Genomic DNA, 23,468 nt, shown 5'->3' on the forward strand with positions numbered 1-23,468 from the left:
GTGCAGGGTTAACACCATTCTGCCTCTCATGCGCAAGAGGCAGGATCAGGTTTTTTTACAATCCGCTTGCGCCGCCGCCTTCATGGCGTCGGTCCCAGCCCCCATAAAGCTTGCCGCTTGCAGGTGCCGCAACCGATGGACGCCCGAACAGAATTCCCTCGGCCACGCCCCAGGGGCGATGCGGCGAGAGCGCGTATCCCTCGATCTGAAGCTGCTGCATCACATCGGGGCTGAGTGCCCGCGGTTCCAGTTCGATCGCCGAGGGCTTCCACTGTTCATGAATACGCGGCAGATCCACGGCCTGCTGAATGTCCAGCCCGCCATCGATCACCCCGAGCACGACAGACAGGATGATGGTGGGGATGCGTGAACCGCCGGGGCTGCCGATCACCATGAAAGGCTTGCCCTCATGCGTGATGATCGTGGGGGCCATGGATGAGAGAGGGGTCTTGCCCGGCGCGATGGCATTGGCCTCGGACCCGACAATGCCAAACATGTTGGCACTGCCCGGCTTGGCGGCAAAATCATCCATCTCGTCATTGAGGAAGAAGCCGGTATCCCCACCGATAACACCCGCGCCGAACCAGCCATTAAGCGTGTAGGTGGCAGAAATGGCGAAGCCTGAGCGGTCAGCTACAGAGAACTGCGTTGTCTCATGCTTTTCGTGATCTTCGGCAGGCTGGGCCTGCATGACACCCGGCAGGGGGGCGCCCGCGACCAGCGCATCGGAATTCAGGGCGTGATCGAGCGGGATTCCCTGACGGATGGCGGCCGCATAGGCCGGGTCGATCAGATGGGCAACGGGGTTCTTCACGAAGTCCGGATCGCCCAGATCGCGGCGATCGGAATAGGCATGGCGCATGGCCTCTACCTGACGCTGAACGCCAGCCACCGTGCGCAGACCAAGCTGTTTCATGTCATAACCAGACAGAATGTCGAGCATTTCGCAAAGGGCCACACCACCACCGCTCGGAGGCGGGGCTGTATCGATATCATAGCCACGGTAGCTGCAATGGATCGGTTGAAGCTCGCGCGTGTGATAGGCCGCAAAATCGGCGAGGCTCAAAATCCCACCATTCTGCTTGCTGGCAGCTACGACGCGCTGGGCAATATCGCCCTTGTAGAAGACATCCGGGCCCTGGCTCGCGATGCTCCGCAACGTGCGGGCAAGCTCTGTCTGCACCAGACGATCGCCCGGCTGGAGCGGCGTGCCGTCGGGACGAAGAAAGATCTTCGATGCATGCGGATCCTTCTGGAAGGCCGCGGTGCTGGTGTGCAGCAGATCGGCATCGCCCTGCCCGATCACGAAACCCCTCTCCGCCAGCTCGATGGCCGGCGCCATGACCTGAGCACGGCTGAGCTTGCCCCAGCGGCGCTGGATCTCATCCAGTCCGGCAACTGTGCCCGGCACGCCGATTGCCCGCCATCCTTCGATGGAGGCCTTGGGGTCCACCTTGCCCTGTGCATCCTGATACATCGTGGCCGTGGCAGCGAGCGGCGCGTGCTCACGGAAGTCGATGAATGTCGTCTTGCCGTCTGGCAGGCGCAGGGTCATGAAGCCACCGCCGCCGATATTGCCGGCAGCCGGATAGACAACGGCGAGCGCATACCCCACCGCGACGGCAGCATCAGCCGCATTGCCACCCGACGCCAGAATACGACGCCCGGCCTCCGACGCCAGATGCTGGGCCGATACGACCATGCCACGCGTTCCGACAACCGGCTTTGCGGGCTTGAGTGCCGGGTTGACCGTGCCGAAGGCCAGCGGGTCATAGGGCATGGCCGCTGGCGCAGCCTGGGCGAGACTCGAGACAGAAATGCTGGCGAGGAGGAGCGGCAAGGCCGCAACCCGGGTGCAGACACGCTTCACGTAAATCGTTCCTTGCAGATCAGACAGAAGCCTTCGGCTTCAGACGTAAGGCGGCTTGGTAAAGCCGGCAGGCGAGAGCGTGAAAATCTCGCATCCCTCACTCGTTACGGCAAGCATATGTTCGAACTGTGCGGAAAGGGAACGATCACGGGTCACGGCTGTCCAGCCGTCTTCAAGCGTCTTGGTGCCTTCCTTGCCCAGATTGAGCATGGGCTCGATCGTGAACACCATGCCTTCTCTCAGCTTCAGCCCCTTGCCCGGCTTGCCGTAATGCACGACTTGCGGCTCGGCATGGAATTCACGCCCGATGCCATGTCCGCAGAAATCACGCACGACCGAAAGCCGCTGACCCTCGGCAAAGCTCTGGATGGCGTGCCCGATGTCACCCAGCGTCTTACCCGGCGCAACTTCTGCAATGCCCAGCATCAGGGCCTTGTAGGTTGCATCAACCAGATTGACGGCTTTGCGGGGCACGTTCCCCACCAGATACATGCGCGACGTATCACCATACCAGCCATCGATGATGGAGGTGACGTCGATATTGACGATATCGCCATCCTTGAGGCAGCGCTCGCCAGGGATGCCATGACAGACGACATGGTTGATCGAAATGCAACAGGATTTAGGGAAACCACGGTAGTTCAGTGGTGCAGGAACTGCCCCATGATCGAGCGTGTATTCGTGGATCAGACGATTGAGATCATCGGTCTTGGCGCCGGGCACGACATAGGGCGTGATCATGTCGAGTGTGGCGGCAGCGAGTTGACCCGCTTTTCTCAGGCCAACAAAATCGTCCTCAGTGTAAATCGTGATCCCGTGGTCGTGCGCCATACTGTCCATACCCTGCTGTTGCTCCCGCTCATGTTGTCTACTTCACGGATGATGCAGAGAAAATGCGCTGCCAGGGCATGAGGAGCAAGGCCGGATCGTCTTTTTTATCGCCTGACTGGATCAACCCTTCTGGTGGCGGTTCGTCTTCCGGGTCGAGACAACATGACGCGACGTAGCCATACGCAGCTTTGCAGACGCGACTGTGTGGTGCTTGGCACCATGCGCAAGAGGCTGATAGCGGCGCGGGCCAGTCGGCGCCTCGGCCACTTCGAGAACAGCAGTGGACCCGGCAGAGAGATGCCCGTGACGGCGCGTGTTGCGTGCCAGGACAACCGGGGGATGCAGCGGGGCCATGGGGGCCACACCTTCCGCCGCAAAACCCTGATCGAGGATGTTCGCCATCATCGCGTTGCGCTGGGGATTGGAGCGCGCGCCCAGCACCACGCCCACAAGACGTACATTGCTGCGCTGAGCGGAGGTGATCAGATTATGCCCTGCCAGATCAGTATAGCCGGTCTTCATCCCGTCCGCACCCGCATAGGTCTTGAGCATCGGGTTATGGTTCGGAATCATGCGCCCATGGAAAGCAAACATGGGCGTTGAGAAGTAGTGGTAATATTCAGGAAAATCCTGAACCAGATGCTGTGCCAGCATGGACAGGTCGCGTGCCGTCGTCACCTGATCGGGGTCAGGCAGGCCCGAGGCATTGCGGAACGTCGTGTTCGACATACCCAGTGCGCGTGCCTGCTGCGTCATCATATTCGCAAAACGGACTTCGTCGCCCCCGCCCAGCAATTCACCGAGCGCGCAGGCAGCGTCGTTGGCTGATTTGGTGACGAGGCCGAGAATCGCCTGCTGCACGACGAAATGCGTGCCGGGAACCAGGCCGAGCTTCGAAGGCGCCTGAATGGAAGCGTGGATAGAGACCGGAACCGGGGTATCAGCCGTGATCTCGCCCGCACGCATGGCGCGAAACGCCATATACAGGGTCATGAGCTTGGTCAGAGAGGCCGGATAACGCTGGAGGTCGGGATCGACCTGCGAGAGCACAGCGCCGCTATTCACGTCCACAACATAGGAACTGACATGGCCCGCATACTGAGCATGTGCCGGCACCGAGACCGCTACAGTGCCCAGTCCCAGTCCTGTGCCGAGCAGCGCACGGGTAAACACCGACCATTTGCGCGCCTTGCCCGCCCGGGTGACCTTGATAAGGTTCGTCTTGGTAGCGGACTGCATGCAGTAGGTCACTCGTGCCCCCGGGAATCTTGCGTTAATTCGTATCATAGACTGACACATTTCAAACCGTCCACGACGATCTGCCACAATTGAGGGAAAAATAAGGTAAACGGCGCTTAATAACCCCGATTGACGCCCGAGAGCGTGTTTCAACCCTCATTCGAGCATCAGGAGCTCGGTTGTCATCGCGTCGATGCGCCCGCGAAGAGCCGGTAAAACACACGATTGATCTTTGCGAACGCCCTTTCGATCCCATATGGTCTGGATCATGCCGTACCGCACAGAAGTTTCAGGAACCCGGTTAGCCGACGCCTCGGTGACCCCCGCCCCTACCCTGCCTCATCTGGCGGGCGAGGACGATCCACCGCGCAAGGATGGCAATAACGACGAGTCGCATATCAGCGTCGTCATTCAGGCGCGCCCTGAAACGCGGCGTCCGGCGATGTACAAGGTCCTCATGCTGAATGACGACTACACGCCGATGGAATTTGTCGTGCATGTTCTGGAACGCTTTTTCTCCAAGTCACGCGAGGAGGCGACCAACATCATGCTCAATGTCCATAAAAAAGGCGTGGGCGTCTGCGGGGTCTTCACCTTTGAGGTGGCAGAGAGCAAGGTAACCCAGGTGATGGATCTGGCACGACAGAACCAGCACCCACTGCAATGCATGATTGAGAAAGCCTGAATCGAAATTATTCGACCTTGCCGGGGAAACGGCAGGAGAGACCCTTTTACAAACCCATTATTTGCCTACATCCTGTCATGCTGACCCGTCACGCCTGACCTCAAGGAGCGCCCCCATGTTGTCTCGTATGCTCGAACAGACGCTCCATCGCGCCCTCACCCTCGCCGGTGAGCGACGCCACGAATACGCAACCCTCGAACATCTGCTGCTGGCTCTGACCGAAGACACGGACTCGGTGACGGTCTTCAAGGCCTGCGGAATCGACCTTGAGAAGCTCCGTGCCGATCTGACCGAGTTTCTCGACAAGGATCTGGCGGGCCTTGCTTCTGACCGCCCCACCGAGCCCAAGCCAACGGCGGCTTTCCAGCGTGTCATTCAGCGCGCGGCCATCCATGTGCAGTCGACGGGCCGCGATGAAGTGACGGGCGCCAATGTGCTGGTTGCGCTCTTTGCCGAACGCGAGAGCCATGCCGTCTATTTCCTGCAATTGCAGGACATGACCCGGCTCGATGCTGTCAATTTCATCTCTCACGGCATTGCCAAGGCACCCGACAAATCCAGCCGTCGCACGCCGACCGGTTCGCGCGACAAGGATGAAGGGGAACGTGAGGAGAAGCAGGGCAAGGCAGCCAAACCGCAGGAAGCGCTCGCCGCCTATTGCGTCGATCTCAACAAGCGTGCCGAAGAAGGCAAGATTGACCCGCTGATCGGACGCGACGGTGAGGTTGAGCGGACGATCCAGATCCTGTGCCGCCGGACCAAGAACAACCCTCTCTATGTGGGTGATCCGGGCGTGGGCAAGACCGCTATTGCCGAAGGGCTTGCCAAGCGCATCGTCGAAGGTGATGTGCCGGAGGTGCTGCTCGACGCGACGATCTTCTCGCTCGATATGGGCGCGCTACTTGCTGGCACCCGCTATCGCGGTGATTTCGAGGAGCGCCTCAAGGCGGTAGTGACAGAGCTGGACCAGACGCCAGGCGCCATCCTCTTCATCGATGAAATCCACACCGTGATTGGCGCTGGTGCGACCTCGGGTGGGGCAATGGATGCGTCCAACCTGCTCAAGCCCGCACTGGCAGCCGGTACACTGCGTTGCATTGGCTCGACCACGTACAAGGAATACCGCCAGCACTTCGAAAAAGACCGTGCGCTGGTGCGCCGGTTCCAGAAAATCGACGTGCCCGAGCCCTCGATCAGCGATACAATCAAGATCCTGCGCGGGCTCAAAGGCAATTACGAGCGCCATCACAAGGTCCGTTACACCGATGACGCCCTGAAGGCGGCGGTCGAGCTCTCGGCCAAATACATGCACGACCGCAAGCTGCCGGATAAGGCAATCGACATCATCGATGAAGCCGGTGCGTCGCGTATGCTCCTGCCCGAAAGCAAGCGCCGCAAAACGGTCACGCTCAAGGATATCGAAGAGATCGTGGCCAAGATCGCGCGTATTCCGCCCAAATCGGTCTCAACCGATGACCGCGAAACGCTTCGCCTCCTGTCCCGTGATCTGAAGAACATGGTGTTCGGTCAGGATACGGCGATCGAAGCCCTCAGCTCTGCCATAAAGCTGGCTCGTGCCGGTTTGCGTGATCCTGAGAAGCCTATCGGAAACTACCTGTTTTCCGGACCGACTGGCGTGGGCAAGACCGAAGTGGCGAAGCAGCTTGCCGCCTCGCTGGGGGTCGAACTGATCCGCTTCGACATGTCGGAATATATGGAGCGTCACTCCATTTCACGCCTGATCGGTGCGCCGCCGGGTTATGTGGGTTTCGATCAGGGCGGTTTGCTGACCGATGCAATCGACCAGCATCCGCATGCGGTGCTTTTGCTCGATGAAATCGAGAAGGCGCATCCCGAACTCTATAATATCCTGCTTCAGGTCATGGATCATGGCCGTCTGACCGACCATAACGGCAAGACCATCGACTTCCGTAATGTCATCCTGATCATGACGACCAATGCGGGCGCGGCCGATCTGAGCAAGGAAGCTGTCGGGTTTGGCCGAACGGATCGTGTGGGTGAGGATGAAGACGCCATCAAGCGCCTGTTCACCCCGGAATTCCGCAACCGCCTAGATGCGATCATTCCGTTCGCCAATCTCACACCCGAGACTGTCGGCCGAGTGGTTGAGAAGTTCGTGCTGCAGCTTGAAGCCCAACTGGCGGATCGTCATGTGACGATCGAGATCAGTTCCGCGGCCAAGGAATGGCTGGCTGAACGCGGCTATGACCGCCATTACGGCGCACGTCCGTTGGGGCGCGTCATTCAGGACACGATCAAGAAGCCCCTCGCGGAGGAGCTATTGTTCGGTGCCTTGGCGAATGGCGGTGCGGTGCGCATCGGTCTCAAGGACAACGCACTGCACTTCGACTTCCTTGAGGCTACTCCAGCTACACCGAAGAATGGCGAAGAAGATTCCGACGAGAAGTCGGAAGCGACCAGCGATAACTGACCGCAGCCCCCTTACCTCGGTATCCCGCCGGACAAGGGGCAACGAAACAACAGGCTCACATGAGCCCAAAAGAAAAAGCGGTGGGAAAACCCCACCGCTTTTTTTATTCGTAGCGTGTACCGTTCACGACGACATAGCCGGGCGTCGCCCAGTGTCTGCCTGTGCCATGATGCGTCCAGTCAATGCCCTGACTGCGCGCAGAGTCGAAATAATACCGGCCTACGACCTCAACCTGATCGCCCGGCTTGACCCATGGCCATGCCGGGGCGTTCATACGGTCGAGATCAGACACGATACGAATGGCCTGCCCAGGCGCCAGCTGCATGATGAAGTAGCCATGGACACCGCTGCGCGTATGACGCGAACGCGTGGTGACCGACATGACCTTTCCGCAGACGTGTTCAGGCAGATCGAAACGCGTCGGACCTGTTTGCAGAAAACCAGACTGATCTGCCTGGAATTTCGCGTTATCACACTGGCCGTCTGCTGCCTGCGCAATCGCGGGAGCCACAGCGAAAGCCAGAGCGGCAAGCGCGGTGCCTCTCCAGCGCCGAAACGATTGAACCTGCATCTGCGTCACTTTTTGTGCAGTGTGTCTGGCTTGTGCGCGGCCTTCGCGCCAGTCTTGTCACTCTCCACCACAATTTTGGGATTGTCCTTGGACGCTTTCACCTCGTTGCTTTTGATCTTCATCGGCTTTGTAACCGTCTTGACCACATGCCCCTCGGTTTCGCCGTTGCTCGTCTTCCAGGTGACGTCATCACCCTTCTTGAAGTCCTTTGCTGACATGATGCCTGTCCTTACTTGGCCCGGCGGGCGGTTGGAAAGGAAAATCCCGTGCAAGCCGAACGCAGGGCGAGGCACGAATGTTGCCTGCCTCACTAACTGCGCAGACATTAAAAAAGCCGCCCCGAGGGACGGCTTTTTTACGGGTGAACGATCACCAAGCCTTAGGCAGCTATCGCCTTTGCGCCAGACTGCACATCCAGAATCTGCTTGAGGATCAGCGGAAATTCAGAAAGATGCCCGATGCGAAGCAGGCCAGGCCAGCTGGGAGCAGGCTTGCTGAGGTCGCGCAGCAGCACACAGGCCATGCCAGCGCGACGAGCGGCTTCAGCACCCGTGTCTGAATCCTCAAGCACGATGCAATTCTCAGGATGCACGCCTTCCATTTCAGCTGCGTGCAGATAGAGATCGGGGCGCGGCTTCGGCATGTCGAGATCACGACCCGAATGGATGCGCTCATCTTCAAGCAGCTCATCAAGCCCTGTGCTTGAGAACTTTGCTTCCATTTCAGCACCGGAAGAGTTTGAGCCAATACGGATGGGGAGGCCCAGATCATGCACGCTCTGCAGCATGTCATGGGCGCCATCGATGGTTTCTGCTTCGGTTTCCATCATTTTGACGATGCGGTCCTGCATCATCATATCCCAATTCTCGGGCATTTCGGTGCCGGTTTCACGGCCGATGCGCTCACCGATCTTCACAAGTTCACCACCCGTGAAAATCTTGTGGGCCTCATCATTGGAAATGTTCCAGCCATAATGGCGGGCTTCCTCGGCCATCTTGGCTGTCGACAGATGTTCGCCATCGACCAGCACGCCATCACAATCGAATATAACGAGTTTCAGTGAGCCATCTTCGCGGAGGGCTGCGGGAATATCGGTAGCATTAGCGGAAGCTACGGTCATGATATTGTCCTCTCTCGGTTTGTGCGGGCACCGACCGGCGCTCTCTGCACACAGGGTTTGGGCAATCACGAAATCGTGTGTATGACCCTAAAATAGGCATGGAAACGAGAAATGCAAGGAAAAACGTCAAAATATGTCTTGTTGAGCAGTGAAATTCTGACTTCCGCCAATGCAGCGTACATAACCAGAGCAATGTCATTCTTCACATATTTAACGTTACGCGCGCTATTTCCGGCTATCCTATTGAAGACATGACAAAAACATGACAGGCACCATACATACAAAACATATTATGAATATTTTCTTATTCAATACTATGTAAGCCTGATTTCCATTTGAGGAGATGGCGGGTGAGATTGTAAAACCCTGCGGGTGTTCACCCGCCTCCAGTAATCGCGGGCATGTGATGAACAGCGCTGAACAGGCTCACCGGTTTTCTGATTACAGTATGAAGTTTTTGTAGCCTGAGCGTTATCTTGAAGGCTGCGTTATTGTTGCTCCGCCTGACACGCGGTTCTGAACCCTATCGGGCGTAGCGCATGAGATAATCCCGAGCGACATCGAGGCTTTCTACAATGGCGAGAGCGTTGGCCCGTGCGAAGTCGTCCGGTTCGGCCAGATCCGGCACCATGATAACGCGCATACCCGCTGCAACCGCAGCCCTGACGCCAACTGTTGAATCCTCGAGCGCGAGACAAAGCTCGGCGGTCACGCCAATACGGGCGGCAGCAAGCGTGTAGGGTTCGGGGTCCGGCTTGCCGTGACTTACATCGTCACGCGTCACAATGGCGTCGAAACGCTCTGGCATGGCAAGAGCAGCGAGATGAGATGTGGTGCGCGCATGACTTGAAGACGTGGCAATCGCTCGCGGAATATTTCTGGCGTCGAGCAGATCGAGAAGACTGAGGGCGCCCGGCTTTAACTGCAAGAGCCCCTCACCGACCATTTCCGACAGGCACGTCTCCTGCAGAGCGAAGAACTTCTCCGCTTGCCCTGCCACGCCACATTGCTCCGTAACAAGCTCAAAACACTTGTCTTCTGAAAGGCCGATCATGGCTCGTGCGAGGGAGATCGGCAGAGATAATCCGCATTGTCGCGCCGCCCTCATGGAAGCCTCTATGCCCAGGGATTCACTGTCGAGCAAAAGGCCGTCCATGTCGAAAATCACTCCGCGCACCGACATCTGCGGGCTGGCGATCAGGATTTCAGGCAGGACTTTGATGACCATCTCGCGTCTCTTTCGCAGCAGATCCAATGCCGCGCCCCCCAGAGAATTTTCTCTTCGACGAGAGACTGGCCAGAAGCAACGACGTCCCCCTGCCCTCAGGCAGACGGATGAGCAGATTGTATGAACCTGTCGATACAACCCGTTTGAGGCTTAACGGTGTCGCACACTCGCTGTTTGCATGGTGCGCCCAACGCCTCGTTCACAACCGCGCTACCACGCTGACGTGTTTCAGAACCTCGAGGATTCGACGTCTCGCCAGCCCTGGTGAAACCGCCGCTCCCCGTCATCGGCTGCGCGAACTACGCGCTCAATGATGCGCCGCGCGGTAGAGCACCCATTCCTCAACCACGCGTCCATAAGCCAGATGGCAATAACCCACCTCGCCGTCTTTCTCGTGGCGGATCTCGAGCTTACCGCCCTGTTCCTTGCAATAAACCGAAGCGGGATTGGCCATATAGGCGCCTCTCGCCGGTCTCTGATCCTGCGAACATCCTGCAAGCGAGGGTGTCAGGCACACTGAGGACAATGCGATGACGCAGGAGAAGCACCGGCTCTTCAGTTTATGCAATCTGATCATGAAATGTGTCCTCTCACACAACTATCTATACGCAGCCTCTAGTGATGAACCATGTCAGGAGAGAGGTCGAGTGCGGCACATGTTATGCACCTATGCCTCCTCGTGAGACCGGAGTCCCACATCGACCCAGGATCGAAACAGAATACCGCAAACCGCTCGACGCGATTTGGTGCGCCAAGAGGATAACGAGCGGAATTCCGGTCGCAGCGTTCACGGCCAAGCACCGTCACCTGCACCGTTGCCACCGAGTGCGCCTGACCTTACCCACTGATCAGATGAACAAACCCGCTCGGAGGTGTCGCACCATATTGTACCACATACTGATGCATGGCCTATCTGGTCGAACCCAGTCCTACGCAAAGCACGCGCTCGGCAGCAATATCCGCCTCCGACACCTGACATGACGAGCAAGAGAAAATGCCGGAGCGGCTGAAAATCAGAGTGCAATCCATTGCCCTGCCCCCCCCCCTTCCTCCAGCACACGAGCGAGAGCGAGCGCCTTAAGAAAAATGCAGGCTCAGGTTTGGTTTTGGTTTTGGTTTTGGTTTTGGTTCTCAGCGCAATTCGGCTGGCCTGCTTCCCATACCAAATTTTCGTCTTTTTGCATCGTCAGCACTACGATTGTTATACCGAAGATCAGTAGCGTAAGGTCGATCCCGGGGTATATTTTTTGTCGTCGAAAGGCGTAATTGCTCTGATGAAACTGCCGGGTACAGGCGAAAACCCTGGTAGATTTGCGATCACCTGGAATGCGTGAGGCGCAGGATACCGTGGAGGAAACTTTATCGACTGGCCCGGCGGAAGAGCGAGCATGAATGCATGTCGCCCGCTCGGATCGTAGCACGCTCAGTCTCATGCCCCTTATAGTCACCCGGCGCACGTCATAAGCGCTTTTAAACCGGGCGCTGGCCGGTGATCGCATTACCCGGCGGCCAGCCTCACCGTAGTGTGTTCGATGTCACCCAAACTTGTGCGCCGTTCCCTCTTCCTCCCGTTTCTGATCCCTCGTTCAGTGTGCCGCCTATGGGTCGCCTCATAGGGAGGTGACTCAGGAACTCACAAGGACGACCGGAATGGATCTGGGTCTTAAGGATAAAGTTGCCGTCATCACAGGCGGTAGTGTCGGTATAGGCCTTGCTGTGGCAGAAGGTCTGGCCCGCGAAGGGGCTCACATCGTCATGGTGGCACGCGACAAGGAGCGACTGACAGAAGCAGCATCGAAGCTTGCGGCGAGCTTTGGTGTGCGCTGCCTGCCTGTTGCTGCCGATGTAGCCACGAGCGAGGGTATCGAAAGCATCGTTCGTGAAACTGAAGCTGCTTTTGGTGGTGCGGATATCCTCATCAACAATGCCGGGACGGGCTCGAACGAGACCATTATGGAAGCCTCTGACGAGAAGTGGCAGTTCTACTGGGATCTGCACGTCATGGCGGCCATTCGCCTCGCGCGCGGCCTTGTGCCTGGCATGAAGAAGCGTGGCGGTGGCGCAATCATTCACAATGCCTCCATCTGTGCAGCCCAGCCGCTGTGGTACGAGCCGATCTACAACGTCACCAAAGCAGCCTTGATGATGTTCTCGAAAACCCTCTCGACAGAGGTGATCAAGGACAACATCCGCGTGAACTGCGTCAATCCAGGCCTGATCCTGACGCCTGACTGGATCAAGACCGCCAAGCAGCTGACCAGCGAGAGCGGTGGCGACTGGGAAGCCTATCTGCAGGGCGTTGCCGACGAACATGCCCCCATCAAGCGCTTTGGATCACCCGAGGAACTGGCCAATTTCTTTGTGTTCCTGTGCTCCGACAAGGCTTCCTACAGCGTGGGGTCATCCTATTTCGTCGACGGCGGAATGCTTAAAACCCTTTGATGCATAGCAATGCGAAAGCGCTGCTATACTGCTAGTTATGAGGAACCGACCCGCGCCTATGCCGCTGAAGGCAAGGCAGGGTCTTTCGGCGTATCCCGGTCGAAAGGCCGGGATACGACCATGAAGGATGACAACCAATGAGTGAGACGAAACGTTTCGCTGGCAAGACAGCTCTCGTGACCGGTGCCACTGGCAATATCGGCCTCGCTGTAGCGCGCCGACTGGCGAAAGAAGGCAGCCACGTCGTGCTGCTCGATCTCGATCAAGGCAAACTCGACGAAGCGGCAAAGCAGTTCGCCGAGCATGGCGTGAAGGTCAAGACGGTAGTTTGTGACGTCACGAACTACGCCAGCGTCGAGGAAGCCGTCGCCTACGCCGAGAAGAACGTCGGCCCGATCGACCTGCTGTTCAATAATGCCGGGTATCAGGGCGCCTTCGCTCCGATTCATGAGTACCCCGTTGAAGACTTCCAACGCGTCGTCGATATCGATCTGGTTGGGGCATTTCATGTGCTGCGTGCCGTATCGCGCCGCATGGTCGCTCGCCGTTCCGGCAGCATTGTGAATACAGCCAGCATGGCAGGCCTGCAGGGCCCTCCAAACATGGGCGCCTATGGCTCATCGAAATTCGGCGTAGTTGGCCTGACCCAGGTCGCCTCAAAGGATCTCGCGCCTCATAACATCCGGGTCAATGGCATTGCCCCAGCGCTGATGGGGCCGGGCTTCATGTGGGACCGCCAGACTGAGCTGCAAGCGGCCACGAATACGCAGTATTTTTCGACCGATCCGGAGACAGTCAAGAAGGAGATGGTTGCTGGTGTTCCCATGCGTCGTCTTGGCGATATCGAGGAGATCCCTGGCACCGTGGCTTTCCTGCTGAGTGAGGATGCAAGTTACATCACAGGCGTCACCATGCCGATCTCCGGCGGTATCCTTTAACGTCTAGCCGCTTGGTCAGGGTGCACGGCGCGTAGCGTTATTGCCCCCTGATTTGGCACGGTTCACGCTTCAGGCGCAGTTTGCCCAGCGTTCGCGAAGATGTTCAGACGTTGCAAGGCTTGATGGGCGCGGCACCGAGGGTGGTGGATCCAACACCCCTTCGGACAAGTAACGCAATGCGTTCACCACGCCAGCGTGAGAAAACGGCTTGGCGATCACACCATGCGCCCCTGAAAAATCCTCGGGGATTTTTGAGACGTTTGCGGTCAGGAAAACGATCAGGGCTTCCGGCCATCTCTCGCGGATATACGCACAGACCTCGAACCCGTTCGATCCTCCTGCGAGATGAAGATCAACTAATGCGAGTTGTGGACTGACCTGATCCGGCAGCGCTTCGACCTCCTGCAGCGACGCAACAGCTCCCACCACCTCGTGACCACTGTCACGAATCAGCGCTTCCATATCCATAGCAATGATCATCTCGTCCTCAACAATGAGAACGTCCATGGGAGTTGCCATCAGAATGTATCGCTTTTTGGGAAGGTGATCGTGACGCAAGTCCCAGGACCGTTGTCACTCCATGTGGCCTGAGCTTGGGCCTGACGTGAAAGACGGGTGATCAGGGCCGCACCTATGCTCTTGGTTCGCTTGACTGAGGGCATGCCCGGACCGTCATCACAGATACGGATTGTGCCGAGCCTGTTTTCCTCCCCGGCGAACAGACTGAGCACGCCTGCCCGACCATCCGCAAAACCGTGCTTGATGGCATTTGTCAGGATCTCGTTGAGGATGAGACCAAGGGCGGAGGCATGGGCTGAATCGACCATCAGCGGCCGCACCTTCAACAGTAGACGTATATTTGCGCGGCCACTCGACCCGACGACGTCGCGTGCAAGGTTTTCAACAAAAGCGCCAATGTCGAACGCGGCGATATCCTCTGACTGATAAAGCTGACGATGGACCACAGCAAGCGCATCGACACGTTCGAGCATGCTATCGAGTTTGGCAACGATCGCCGGATCATCAATCGTGCGCGCTTGCAGGCGCAAAAGCGACCCGATCATGGTCAGGTTGTTCTTCACACGATGGTCGACTTCGTGAAGGAGGATGGTCTTCGCCTCAAGGGCATCTCGCAAATCCGCCGTTCGGCGCTCAACTTCACGCTCGACCAGTATTTTCTGCTGGTTGATGATGTGCTGCGCTTGCACACGCTCTGTCACATCGAGTTGGGAAGCGAAGAAAAAGCGGATATCACCTTTTGCGTCACGTACGGGAGAGAGATAGAGCGCATTCCAAAAGGTTGACCCGTCCTTCCGATAATTCAGCAAGTCAACATCGATATCATGCCCTTCCTCAATGGCCGCCCGAACCCGGGCGACGGCCTCGGGATCAGTATCGGGCCCCTGCAGAAAGCGGCAGTTCCTGCCCATGATCTCGGAACGGTCATATCCCGTCAGTTCCTGGAAAGCGACATTGCAGAAAACGATCGGATTGTCGGCCTGACCCGGGTCCGTAATCACCATCGGCATGCGGGTGGCTCGTACAGCAGCGGCAAAAGGATCACCACGCCCCTGTTCGTAATCAAGCTCGTCCGTCAAATGCCAGTCGTCGCGCTGCTTCACACTTTCTCCCCCTGGTGAATGCGCGAGAGGCATCACCTCGGGCTCAAACGAAACCTTGCGAAGAGGGTTTCACAAACTGCCGTGTTCCTCAGGCGGGTGGGGAGCAAGCCAAACGTGCTCGTTCGTGACCAGGCTGAGACCAGACTATCGCTCAGGAACGAGAATTCTATTTCGCCAATGCGCCAGCAGGCAATAATGGCTTCCATACTTGGAAACCAAAGATCCCATCATTCCCATGAATTGGGCTCATTGAAAATATACTGAATAACTTCGTAGATTTATATTAGAGCGCAAATTCGTAATATTCATTTTTTCCATAAAATATGATATTGATACATCCATACTTAGGGTATCCGTGGTTCAGATCATAATCGCGTTTCCTTAACCCTCAGAGCTCGACAGCGCAGATGCTTGAGCACGACAAGACAGCCCGGAAACACGCACTATCTTCGTTCCTACCAAGTGCGGAAGGACGCCGAGAGCGTGTCCTGAAGCGATCAGCATGAGCCGAACAGCTCCACGCAGATTCGGCGGAAAGCAGATTTCTGGCAGGGACGAAACCAGCAGATAAACCTTCTGGAAAAGGCCTAGACCTCGGCACGTGGCTCACTGTCGTCACGCCTCAGTTGTCGATGAATCGCAAAAAAAGAGAATAGATGATGGATGATTCAATCAGGATCGCCACGGCGCTTTTGCGTCGGGACGATTTCGAGGGGCTGCGCCTTGCGCCCTATCTTTGCCCTGCGGGTTACTGGACGATTGGTATTGGCAACCGGTTTCTCGCTGATGGCAGTCCGGTCACAGCAAGAACACCCCCGCTGACAGAAAACGACGCACTGACCCTACTGCAGAGCACTTTGACTGACCTGCGTAAGGAACTGCGTGACGCCATTTCCGTCCCTCTAACGCCATATCAGGAAGGAGCGCTCCTGTCCTGGCAATTCAATATTGGTAGCGCGGCGATGTATCACTCGACTTTGCGCCGCCTGCTCAATCAGGGTCAATACAGCGCCGCGGGTGAGCAACTGCTCCGCTGGGACAAAGCCTGCGTGAAGGGCGAGATGGTTGCCCTACCCGGGCTCAGAAAGCGCCGCCAACTCGAGCGTGCCGTCTATTTCGGACGAGCTGTAACAGGCATCTCACACAATATCTGATTATTTTCCGACAACGTTCTCCAGGACAATCAGAGCATGAATATCGATTGGCAACAATTCTACACTGCAATCATGCCAATAATTCCCGCCAGCCTGGCGTCAGACCTCACAGTGCTTGGCACCTTCATCGTGGCATCCTGCGCGGTCGCGGCCCGCTTCTGGCCACGACCGGCTGAGGGCTCAAGATGGCTGGGTCTGTATAATATCGTCAATCGTCTTGCCATGAACAGCAGGCATGCAGCCAATGCCGACGACACGAATTCTACAAAACCCTGAATCGACAGGCTGCGCAGCAATTCCACGTACCATAAATTGTGCAGCCTACATGGCTGGCCCCAAGCCTAGCGCGCAATCGCAAGAACCAAATCATTGCGTCAGTCTTATGACCGCGCCGTTAGGCAGACGAGTAGAAGAAAGCGACAAACTATCTGGTCCTGTCATCATAAGCACGATCTGCAGGGGGCCGACGGCAAAGATCGGTCGGTGGCCTGGCCAACTGGCAGTATCGCGCGAGATCCGGATCATATCGAAGAACGGGCAGATACTAAAACGGAGCAGACCGGGATACTTGAAGCTTGCGTGTGACGCTCGCCAGGCGTTCGTCAGTGAAGAAGTCGCGCACCGCAAAAACGCGATGCCGTCGACTTAACGAACACTATATCTCGCCCTCAGCGAGCACATACGCCTTAGGCATAGTGTCAGAATTTCGAGGGAAATCATGGTGCTGCTAGCGAGGATTGAACTCGCGACCTCTCCCTTACCAAGGGAGTGCTCTACCACTGAGCTACAGCAGCAACTGGAGCGCTTCGTAGCTTCTCAGCCTGAAAGCTGCAAGCCCCGAAAGCGCTTTTTTGTAAAAAGAATCAGTCGTCGCGATGAATTTTTTCCATACGCTCGTGGCGCTCCTGCGCTTCGATCGACATCGTGGCGATGGGGCGGGCCTCAAGGCGACGAAGGCCGATAGGCTCGCCCGTTTCCTCGCAAAAGCCATACGAGCCGTTTTCGACACGCTGCAGGGCAAGGTTGATCTTGCCAATCAGCTTGCGGGCGCGGTCACGCGTTCTCAACTCAAGGGCCCTGTCTGTCTCGACGCTTGCACGATCAGTGACATCGGCCTCGTGGATTCCGCCTTCGGACAGGCTGGCGAGCGTCAGATTGGCTTCCTTGAGAAGGTCATTGCGCCAACGCAGCAATTTCTGCCGGAAGAACTCCACCTGAAGCGGATTCATGAACTCTTCGTCGTCGGAGGGCCGATAATCCGGTGGGAGCGTGATCATGCACGTCTGTCCTTAACGCAAGTCGCTTGAGGCCCGCCGTTCCGTCTTGTGCATTGCAGGAAAGGAGGGCCCAAACCCGTATCCTGAGCAAAACGGCATGGCTGGTTTGGCGCGGCTTATACCCGGCCCGGCCAGGATCGCCAAGCCCGAACTGTCAAAAACTCGCAACGGTGCAATGAACAAGCGATATAACAGCCAGAATCCATCATTCGTAATAAAAGATACATATAGATATGGCTTATCTTTTATTTAAACAGCGACATCTACTACCGCAGACCGACATTTAAGCACCCTATTACAACAGGTAATGAACAAGATCACTGGCGTCGGAATAGAGAAAATCTCGAACTTTTCCGTAACGACCAATGGGTCGCCACATCAGCGATACCAAGCGTCCTCACGACGGTTTCTATTGCAATACCACCACCAACTATACGCGGCTGCGACACGCGGAGTCAGGCGAGTGATTCGTAACGCTCAAGCTGCCAGGAAACGGGTTCCAACGCGGCGAGATGCGCCCATTCCCGCATGAGGGGATGATCGAGTACAGCGAGCCGATAAGCTTCACCAACAGCCGAAAGCGTTACCCCATAGGAAGTGAAACGTGAGACCACCGGTGCGAACATGATATCAGCAGCGCAGAAATCAGCGCCGAAAAGATAGGGGCCGGTTGCACCGAAGCGCTCGCGTGTCTCGCACCATATCCGATCGATTCTGGCGATGTCCGCCAGCACGTCATCGCCTGTTTCGAGCAAAGGGCGGTTTGTCCGACCAAGATTCATGGGCATAGCGATACGCAAGGCACGAAAGCCTGCATGCATCTCACTGGCCACGCTGCGGGCCACCGCGCGCGCCACGCGATCCGCCGGCCACAATACGGGCGCGACCTCAGCGCAGTATTCGCAGATCGCAAGGCTTTCCCATATCCGGGCACCCTGATGCACCAGATAGGGCACCATCCCATTGGGGGATATCTCGTGGATTTCGCTCGTCTGTCCGCCCCCGCGCAGCGCGATAACCTCATCCGGCACGTTCAGCCCGGCGCAGCGCACGGCGAGCCACCCTCTCAGAGACCAGGAGGAGTAGCGGCGCGTTCCGATGACGAGGCAATCCATGACAATGGTCCTGTTCAGGCGAGAATGAAGCCCCCGCCGAGAACCCTGCTGTCCCGATAAAGAACGCAGGCCTGTCCGGGCGCAGGCATGGCTGCCTCATCCAGCACGACACGTGCGCCACCCGCAAGAGGATAGACCCAGGCATCACGCGTCACCTCGCGGGCCCGGATCTGCACCTGGCAGCGAACGCCGGCTTCTGGCGCATCGATCAGCCAGTTCATGTCGCGCAGCGCAAATTCGCTCCGACCGGCATTTTCCTTGGGACCCACGATGATACGGCGCGTCGTGGCGTCAATGCGTTTGACAATCTGGCGGCGGCCATCCTTCGTGTGGATGTCACCCAGGCGTTTGCTCTGCCCTACCGTGTAGCGCGCGATGCCCTCATGCTGGCCCAGGATACGCCCTGTCTCATCGACAATCTCGCCAGTCCCGCTGGTTTCGGGGCGCAGCTTCTCAACCACTTCGGCATAGGTGCCGGTGGGGACGAAGCAGATATCCTGACTATCGGGCTTGGCGGCGATTGCGAGTCCGAATTCCTCGGCTTTCTGACGCACTGCATCCTTGTTCGGCATATCGCCAAGCGGAAAGCGCAGATAGTCGAGCTGGTCCTGCGTGGTCGCGAACAGGAACCATGACTGATCGCGCGAGCTGTCGGACGGGCGATGGAGTTCCGACCGCTCCTCGCCCTCGATACGCCGCACATAATGACCGGTCGCCATCGCCTCGCAGCCCAGATCACGGGCCATGCTCAGCAGATCGGTGAATTTAACGCCCTGATTGCACGCCACACAGGGCACCGGCGTTTCACCACGTGCATAGCTGTCAGCAAAACTGGCCATCACGCTGCTGCGAAAACGATCTTCAGCATTGATGACGTAGTGCGGGATATCGAGCCGATCAGCCACGGCACGCGCATCAAGAATGTCACGGCCCGCGCAGCAGGCACCGGGCTTGGACACGGCCTGACCATGATCATAAAGCTGCAACGTGGCGCCGATGACCTCATGCCCTTCCTGTTTCAGGAGCGCGGCCACTACGGAACTGTCCACGCCTCCCGACATGGCAACTAGGATACGCATGAGATCTCTCTACTTTTCAAAAAACGGAATTTCAGGCTTCAGGAAGCCTTGGGCAGACGCACAACCAGACCGTCCAGCGCATCGGTCATAACGATCTGACAGCCGAGACGGGAAGTCTTTTCGAGCCCGAAGGCGAGATCGAGCATGTCTTCCTCGTCGTCTGTCGGCGCCGAAAGCTTGTCGGCCCATTCAGGATCGACAATCACATGACAGGTGGCGCAGGCCAGCGAGCCCTCACAGGCGCCTTCGAGTTCGATATCGTGCTTGTGGGCAACTTCGAGTACGGAGAGGCCGACCGGCGCATCGACTTCCCTGCGGGTGCCGTCCTGCTCGACGAAAATCATGTGTGGCATAGTGTCTCTACCCTGCTTCTTCGTTACGAGGTGCGATAGACCTCGCAGGCTGCCTGACGGAAATATCCCAGCGCCTGCACGATCTCGGGCGTGGAGGTAAAGCGTCCGACCGACAGACGCAAGCATCGTGCCGCGTCTTTCGCATCAAGCCCCATTGCTGTCAGAACATAGGAAGGCGTGACATCAGCCGAGGTACAGGCTGATCCGGTGGACAAGGCCACATCAGGGAGCGCCGCCATCAGAGCCCTTGCCTCGCCCCCTTCGGGGAAGATGAGGTTGAGAGCGCTACTGACCCGAGGCGACGAAGCACCGTTGATGCGCACCCCGGGAAAGATCTCCTCAAGCTCCGCCAGAAGCTGATCGCGCAGACCGGCAAGGCGCTGCTGCTCCTGCGGCATCAGCGCCTTCGCGAGCGTTGCCGCCTTTCCAAATCCGGCGATCAGTGGTGTCGGCAAGGTGCCCGAGCGCAATCCCCTCTCCTGCCCGCCCCCGGAGAACAGGGGAAGAAGGCGCGCCCTCGGACGATGGCGCACATAAAGCGCCCCGATGCCTTTGGGCCCATAGAACTTATGGGCCGAAAGCGACATCAGGTCGACCAGACCGCAATCAAGCGCCATCTTGCCAGCGGCCTGTGCGGCATCGGTGTGGAACAGCGCGCCTGCCTCACGGGCTATGGCAGACAGGCGTGGGATATCCTGAATGATGCCTGTCTCGTTATTGACCGTCATGACACTTACCAGAGCCGTCGGTTGCGACAGCGCAGCGGCCAAAGTTTCAGGCGCCAGCAAGCCGTCGGGTCCGACAGGCAAGATGACGGGCTCGAACCCTTCCGCAGCCAGATCGCGCACCGACTCCAGAACGCATTTATGCTCTGTCGCAACAGTAATGATGCGACGCTTCGGACTGTTCTGGCGGGCCAGAAACCGGGCTGCGCCCTTGATTGCCAGATTATTTGCCTCGGTGGCACCTGAGGTAAAGATAATCTCGCGTGACTGCGCCCCGATCAGCGCCGCAATTGCAGCACGTGCCTCTTCAACGGCATAGGCTGCCGCCTCACCTGCTGCATGGCCTTCGCTATGTGGATTGCCATAATGCTCGCTGAACCAGGGCAGCATGGCCGCCACGACCTCGGGATCACAACGCGTCGTTGCCTGATTATCGAGATAGATCACGCTGCCTTGGCCCCCAGACGAAGCGCCATGGACGTATAGGCCTCGATAAAACGGTCAATCTGCTCCTCGGTGATGTTCCAGGGCAATGAGACTCGGATGGCATTGGCAGCCGCCTCACCCAGCCCCATGGCCTGAAGGACATGCGAGGCCGATACCTTGCCGGAGGAGCAGGCCGACCCTGTTGAAACGGCAAAGCCCTGCAGGTCCAGCATCATGAGTTGCGTCTGAGCCGGCACACCCCACAGGATCAGCGAGGTCGTATTAGGCAGGCGCGGTGCCTTGCGATCTCCGGTTACACGTGCACCGCAGGCGACCGCCGCCTCATCCACCTTGTCACGAAGCCTCGCAATCTCGCGCCAGTCCTGTTGGCGGGATGCTTCAAGCGCGGCCATCATGCCGAGGATTGCGGGGAGTGGCGGCGTGCCTCCGCGCCTGCCACGCTCCTGGCCGCCGCCACGGATGAGCGGAGTGATGTGTCCCTCTGCCCCCAGAATCAAGGCGCCCGCCCCCATGATGCCACCCGCCTTGTGCCCGGACAGTGCGAGGCTTGTGACCGAACCACGGGGTAACGCCATACGCCCCGCCACCTGCACCGCATCGACATGAAGCAGAGCCCCGTGGCGTGCGCAAAGCGCAGCGATTTCCTGCATCGGATGAATAATTCCTGTCTCGTTATTGGCGGCCATGCAGCAGACGAGCGCCGGTACGCCATCAGCAAGCGCCTTTTCCAGCGCGTCGAGGCAGAGTGTCCCATCTGCCAGCACGGGCAGGATCACGGCATCGGGACGCGCCATTCTTACGGCGTCATGCTCCGTCGCACCAATCAGCGGCCGTCGCGTCGTCCCGCCGGGCAGGCCATCTCCCTGCGTCAGGGCGTGTATGGCCAACATGTTCGCCTCGGTTCCGCCCGAGGTGAAAACGACCTGCTCCGGCCCTACGCCGCAATAGCGACCCATGCGGTCACGCGCCTCCTCTAGCGCCCGGCGCGCAACGCGTCCCGGCCCATGCACCGAGGAGGGATTGCCCCCAAGCGACAGTGCCTCAAGCATCGCCAATCTGGCTTCGTCACGCAAAACGTCAGTAGCATTGGCATCAAGATAAACGGTCATCTTCCTATAGATCGGCTTGCGCTCGCCGAGTGCAAGTCAAAAGCGCAGGAAAGGGAAATGGCGTGTTATGACGATTTCTGTGGAATTTTACCTGTCAGCGTCGTTATACACTGCGCCAATGATGGCGTGGTGATCTGCCCCTGAGAGAGAAATCCCTCCCACGGGGCCCGCGCCGCTTCAGGGAATATCCGCTTGATATTCCCTTACCGTTGAGGAGCTAGTCCATGCGCGTTTCAACGCCTGCCGAATCCCTACATGGTTTTCATGCCCGACCAGCCTTCCCTTCGGTACGTGTTACCACGGTGCCGCTTCGCTGAGAGATCCGCGTCAGTCATCATGACCTGTCCCTGAACAGGTCTGGAGCAACAAGCCTCCGGGTCTTCAGGCATAGCCTCATCTCCTATAAAAAACACATATCCCCTGCAGGGCACGCCCTCAGACAGGGGCATAATTCGGAAGCATTTTGATGCCAGAAGTCATGTTCGCCGGCCCTGATGGCCGGTTGGAGGGTCGTTACCACCATTCTGACGAGCCTAACGCGCCGCTCGCTCTGGTTCTGCATCCGCACCCGCTTCATGGCGGGACCATGAACAACCGCATTACCTACACAATGTACCGGTCGTTCGAGAAAATGGGTTTTTCCGTCATGCGCTACAATTCGCGTGGCGTGGGGCGTTCTCAAGGCCGCTATGATGGCGGTATCGGAGAAATTTCAGACGCCGCAGCCGCGCTGGACTGGATGCAGATGGTCAACCCGAACTCAAGCGAGTTGTGGATTGCCGGCTACTCCTTTGGTGCGTTCGTGGGCATGCAGCTTCTGATGCGCCGCCCTGAAATCAGCGGCTGGATCAGCGTGGCACCACCCGCCAATGACTATGATTTCGGCTTTCTGGCCCCCTGCCCCTGCGGTGGCCTGATGATCGCTGGCGACAAGGACGACATGGCCCCGGAGCCGGGCATCCGCAAGCTGGTTGACAAGCTGAACACGCAGAAGAATGTCGAGGTTGATTACCGCGTATTCGAGGGCGCCAACCACATCTTTGCCAGCGAGGCCGACAAGGTCGCCCACGCGCTGGAAGACCATGTGACTGTCATGCGCAACCGTCGCGTTCTGGCTATCGCCGCCGACTGACGCCTGAAAAGCATCGGATCTGTTAAAAAGGCGGGACATACCCCGCCTTTTTTATTGGCGCTTTACTTTTTCGGGGGGC

The 23,468-nt window shown here is 58.0% G+C and carries 23 protein-coding genes and 1 tRNA gene; 7 read left to right on the top strand and 17 right to left on the bottom strand.

What is annotated here, in order from left to right:
* Window positions 1–55: 55 nt before the first annotated feature.
* From ggt to Asbog_RS10075, 3 genes are all read right to left on the bottom strand, one after another.
* Entirely contained in the window at window positions 56–1,870 is a 1,815-nt protein-coding gene (ggt, locus tag Asbog_RS10065; RefSeq protein WP_371861635.1) for a gamma-glutamyltransferase, read from the bottom strand.
* 39 nt (window positions 1,871–1,909) lie between these two features.
* A complete protein-coding gene (gene map, locus Asbog_RS10070) occupies window positions 1,910–2,701 on the bottom strand; it encodes a type I methionyl aminopeptidase (RefSeq protein ID WP_031239998.1) in 792 nt (263 codons plus the stop codon).
* 120 nt (window positions 2,702–2,821) lie between these two features.
* Complete coding sequence (locus tag Asbog_RS10075) at window positions 2,822–3,940, bottom strand: D-alanyl-D-alanine carboxypeptidase family protein (RefSeq protein WP_083510823.1); 1,119 nt, start codon at window positions 3,938–3,940, stop codon at window positions 2,822–2,824.
* A gap of 316 nt (window positions 3,941–4,256) precedes the next feature.
* Here Asbog_RS10075 and clpS point away from each other — a divergent pair, with 316 nt between their 5' ends.
* Both clpS and clpA read left to right on the top strand, forming a co-directional pair.
* Window positions 4,257–4,625: an ATP-dependent Clp protease adapter ClpS gene (gene clpS, locus Asbog_RS10080; protein WP_023977614.1), complete on the top strand. Its 369-nt coding sequence runs from the start codon at window positions 4,257–4,259 to the stop codon at window positions 4,623–4,625.
* A 115-nt stretch (window positions 4,626–4,740) separates the two neighbouring features.
* On the top strand, window positions 4,741–7,077 hold the full coding sequence (gene clpA, locus Asbog_RS10085) for an ATP-dependent Clp protease ATP-binding subunit ClpA (RefSeq protein WP_062165040.1): 2,337 nt from the start codon (window positions 4,741–4,743) through the stop codon (window positions 7,075–7,077).
* A gap of 103 nt (window positions 7,078–7,180) precedes the next feature.
* On the opposite strand, the gene Asbog_RS10090 is transcribed toward clpA, so the two are convergent.
* The 5 genes from Asbog_RS10090 to Asbog_RS10110 all read right to left on the bottom strand — a co-directional run bounded on the left by Asbog_RS10090 (window position 7,181) and on the right by Asbog_RS10110 (window position 10,573).
* Window positions 7,181–7,648 (bottom strand): DUF3465 domain-containing protein, encoded by a 468-nt coding sequence (locus Asbog_RS10090; protein ID WP_062165874.1) that lies wholly within the window; start codon window positions 7,646–7,648, stop codon window positions 7,181–7,183.
* A 5-nt stretch (window positions 7,649–7,653) separates the two neighbouring features.
* A complete protein-coding gene (locus Asbog_RS10095) occupies window positions 7,654–7,866 on the bottom strand; it encodes a hypervirulence associated TUDOR domain-containing protein (protein ID WP_023977611.1) in 213 nt (70 codons plus the stop codon).
* A gap of 161 nt (window positions 7,867–8,027) precedes the next feature.
* Window positions 8,028–8,768, bottom strand: coding sequence for an HAD family hydrolase (locus tag Asbog_RS10100; RefSeq protein WP_062165041.1), 741 nt, complete (start codon window positions 8,766–8,768; stop codon window positions 8,028–8,030).
* A 523-nt stretch (window positions 8,769–9,291) separates the two neighbouring features.
* A complete protein-coding gene (locus Asbog_RS10105; protein WP_062165042.1) occupies window positions 9,292–9,996 on the bottom strand; it encodes an HAD family hydrolase in 705 nt (234 codons plus the stop codon).
* 307 nt (window positions 9,997–10,303) lie between these two features.
* Window positions 10,304–10,573 (bottom strand): putative hemolysin, encoded by a 270-nt coding sequence (locus tag Asbog_RS10110; protein WP_062165043.1) that lies wholly within the window; start codon window positions 10,571–10,573, stop codon window positions 10,304–10,306.
* A gap of 1,073 nt (window positions 10,574–11,646) precedes the next feature.
* Between Asbog_RS10110 and Asbog_RS10115 the strand changes: the two genes are divergently transcribed.
* Complete coding sequence (locus Asbog_RS10115; RefSeq protein WP_062165044.1) at window positions 11,647–12,438, top strand: SDR family NAD(P)-dependent oxidoreductase; 792 nt, start codon at window positions 11,647–11,649, stop codon at window positions 12,436–12,438.
* Window positions 12,439–12,575: 137 nt separating this feature from the next.
* Window positions 12,576–13,376 carry an SDR family NAD(P)-dependent oxidoreductase gene (locus Asbog_RS10120; protein ID WP_062165045.1) on the top strand — a complete coding sequence of 267 codons (801 nt, stop codon included), beginning with the start codon at window positions 12,576–12,578 and terminating at the stop codon, window positions 13,374–13,376.
* A gap of 69 nt (window positions 13,377–13,445) precedes the next feature.
* Here Asbog_RS10120 and Asbog_RS10125 read toward each other — a convergent pair whose 3' ends face one another.
* Together Asbog_RS10125 and Asbog_RS10130 are read right to left on the bottom strand one after the other, a co-directional pair.
* The gene (locus Asbog_RS10125; RefSeq protein ID WP_197669038.1) at window positions 13,446–13,883 is read right to left on the bottom strand and encodes a response regulator; all 438 of its coding nucleotides are present in this window, start codon (window positions 13,881–13,883) and stop codon (window positions 13,446–13,448) included.
* Between the two features lie 11 nt (window positions 13,884–13,894).
* On the bottom strand, window positions 13,895–14,998 hold the full coding sequence (locus Asbog_RS10130; protein ID WP_083510824.1) for a histidine kinase dimerization/phosphoacceptor domain -containing protein: 1,104 nt from the start codon (window positions 14,996–14,998) through the stop codon (window positions 13,895–13,897).
* Between the two features lie 656 nt (window positions 14,999–15,654).
* On the opposite strand from Asbog_RS10130, the gene Asbog_RS10135 reads away from it, so the two are divergent.
* Complete coding sequence (locus Asbog_RS10135; protein ID WP_231944556.1) at window positions 15,655–16,152, top strand: lysozyme; 498 nt, start codon at window positions 15,655–15,657, stop codon at window positions 16,150–16,152.
* A gap of 36 nt (window positions 16,153–16,188) precedes the next feature.
* Complete coding sequence (locus Asbog_RS10140; protein WP_062165049.1) at window positions 16,189–16,428, top strand: hypothetical protein; 240 nt, start codon at window positions 16,189–16,191, stop codon at window positions 16,426–16,428.
* Window positions 16,429–16,871: 443 nt separating this feature from the next.
* Here the strand turns inward: Asbog_RS10140 and Asbog_RS10150 are convergent.
* The 7 genes from Asbog_RS10150 to Asbog_RS10180 all read right to left on the bottom strand — a co-directional run bounded on the left by Asbog_RS10150 (window position 16,872) and on the right by Asbog_RS10180 (window position 22,257).
* A tRNA-Thr gene (locus Asbog_RS10150) sits at window positions 16,872–16,946 on the bottom strand.
* Between the two features lie 69 nt (window positions 16,947–17,015).
* Window positions 17,016–17,429 (bottom strand): RNA polymerase-binding protein DksA, encoded by a 414-nt coding sequence (gene dksA, locus Asbog_RS10155; protein WP_023979604.1) that lies wholly within the window; start codon window positions 17,427–17,429, stop codon window positions 17,016–17,018.
* Window positions 17,430–17,884: 455 nt separating this feature from the next.
* Window positions 17,885–18,544: a glutathione S-transferase family protein gene (locus Asbog_RS10160; RefSeq protein WP_062165051.1), complete on the bottom strand. Its 660-nt coding sequence runs from the start codon at window positions 18,542–18,544 to the stop codon at window positions 17,885–17,887.
* Window positions 18,545–18,558: 14 nt separating this feature from the next.
* Window positions 18,559–19,623 carry a tRNA 2-thiouridine(34) synthase MnmA gene (gene mnmA, locus Asbog_RS10165; RefSeq protein ID WP_023979602.1) on the bottom strand — a complete coding sequence of 355 codons (1,065 nt, stop codon included), beginning with the start codon at window positions 19,621–19,623 and terminating at the stop codon, window positions 18,559–18,561.
* Window positions 19,624–19,661: 38 nt separating this feature from the next.
* A complete protein-coding gene (locus Asbog_RS10170) occupies window positions 19,662–19,976 on the bottom strand; it encodes a ferredoxin family 2Fe-2S iron-sulfur cluster binding protein (RefSeq protein ID WP_023979601.1) in 315 nt (104 codons plus the stop codon).
* A 23-nt stretch (window positions 19,977–19,999) separates the two neighbouring features.
* Entirely contained in the window at window positions 20,000–21,148 is a 1,149-nt protein-coding gene (locus Asbog_RS10175) for a cysteine desulfurase family protein (RefSeq protein WP_062165052.1), read from the bottom strand.
* Entirely contained in the window at window positions 21,145–22,257 is a 1,113-nt protein-coding gene (locus Asbog_RS10180; protein WP_062165053.1) for a cysteine desulfurase family protein, read from the bottom strand. The genes Asbog_RS10175 and Asbog_RS10180 overlap by 4 nt, the downstream gene beginning before the upstream one ends.
* Window positions 22,258–22,723: 466 nt before the next feature.
* Between Asbog_RS10180 and Asbog_RS10185 the strand changes: the two genes are divergently transcribed.
* Window positions 22,724–23,389 carry an alpha/beta hydrolase gene (locus Asbog_RS10185; protein ID WP_023979597.1) on the top strand — a complete coding sequence of 222 codons (666 nt, stop codon included), beginning with the start codon at window positions 22,724–22,726 and terminating at the stop codon, window positions 23,387–23,389.
* Window positions 23,390–23,468 lie beyond the last annotated feature (79 nt).

The sequence above is a fragment of the Asaia bogorensis NBRC 16594 genome (genome assembly GCF_001547995.1).
Classification (GTDB): Bacteria; Pseudomonadota; Alphaproteobacteria; order Acetobacterales; family Acetobacteraceae; genus Asaia; species Asaia bogorensis.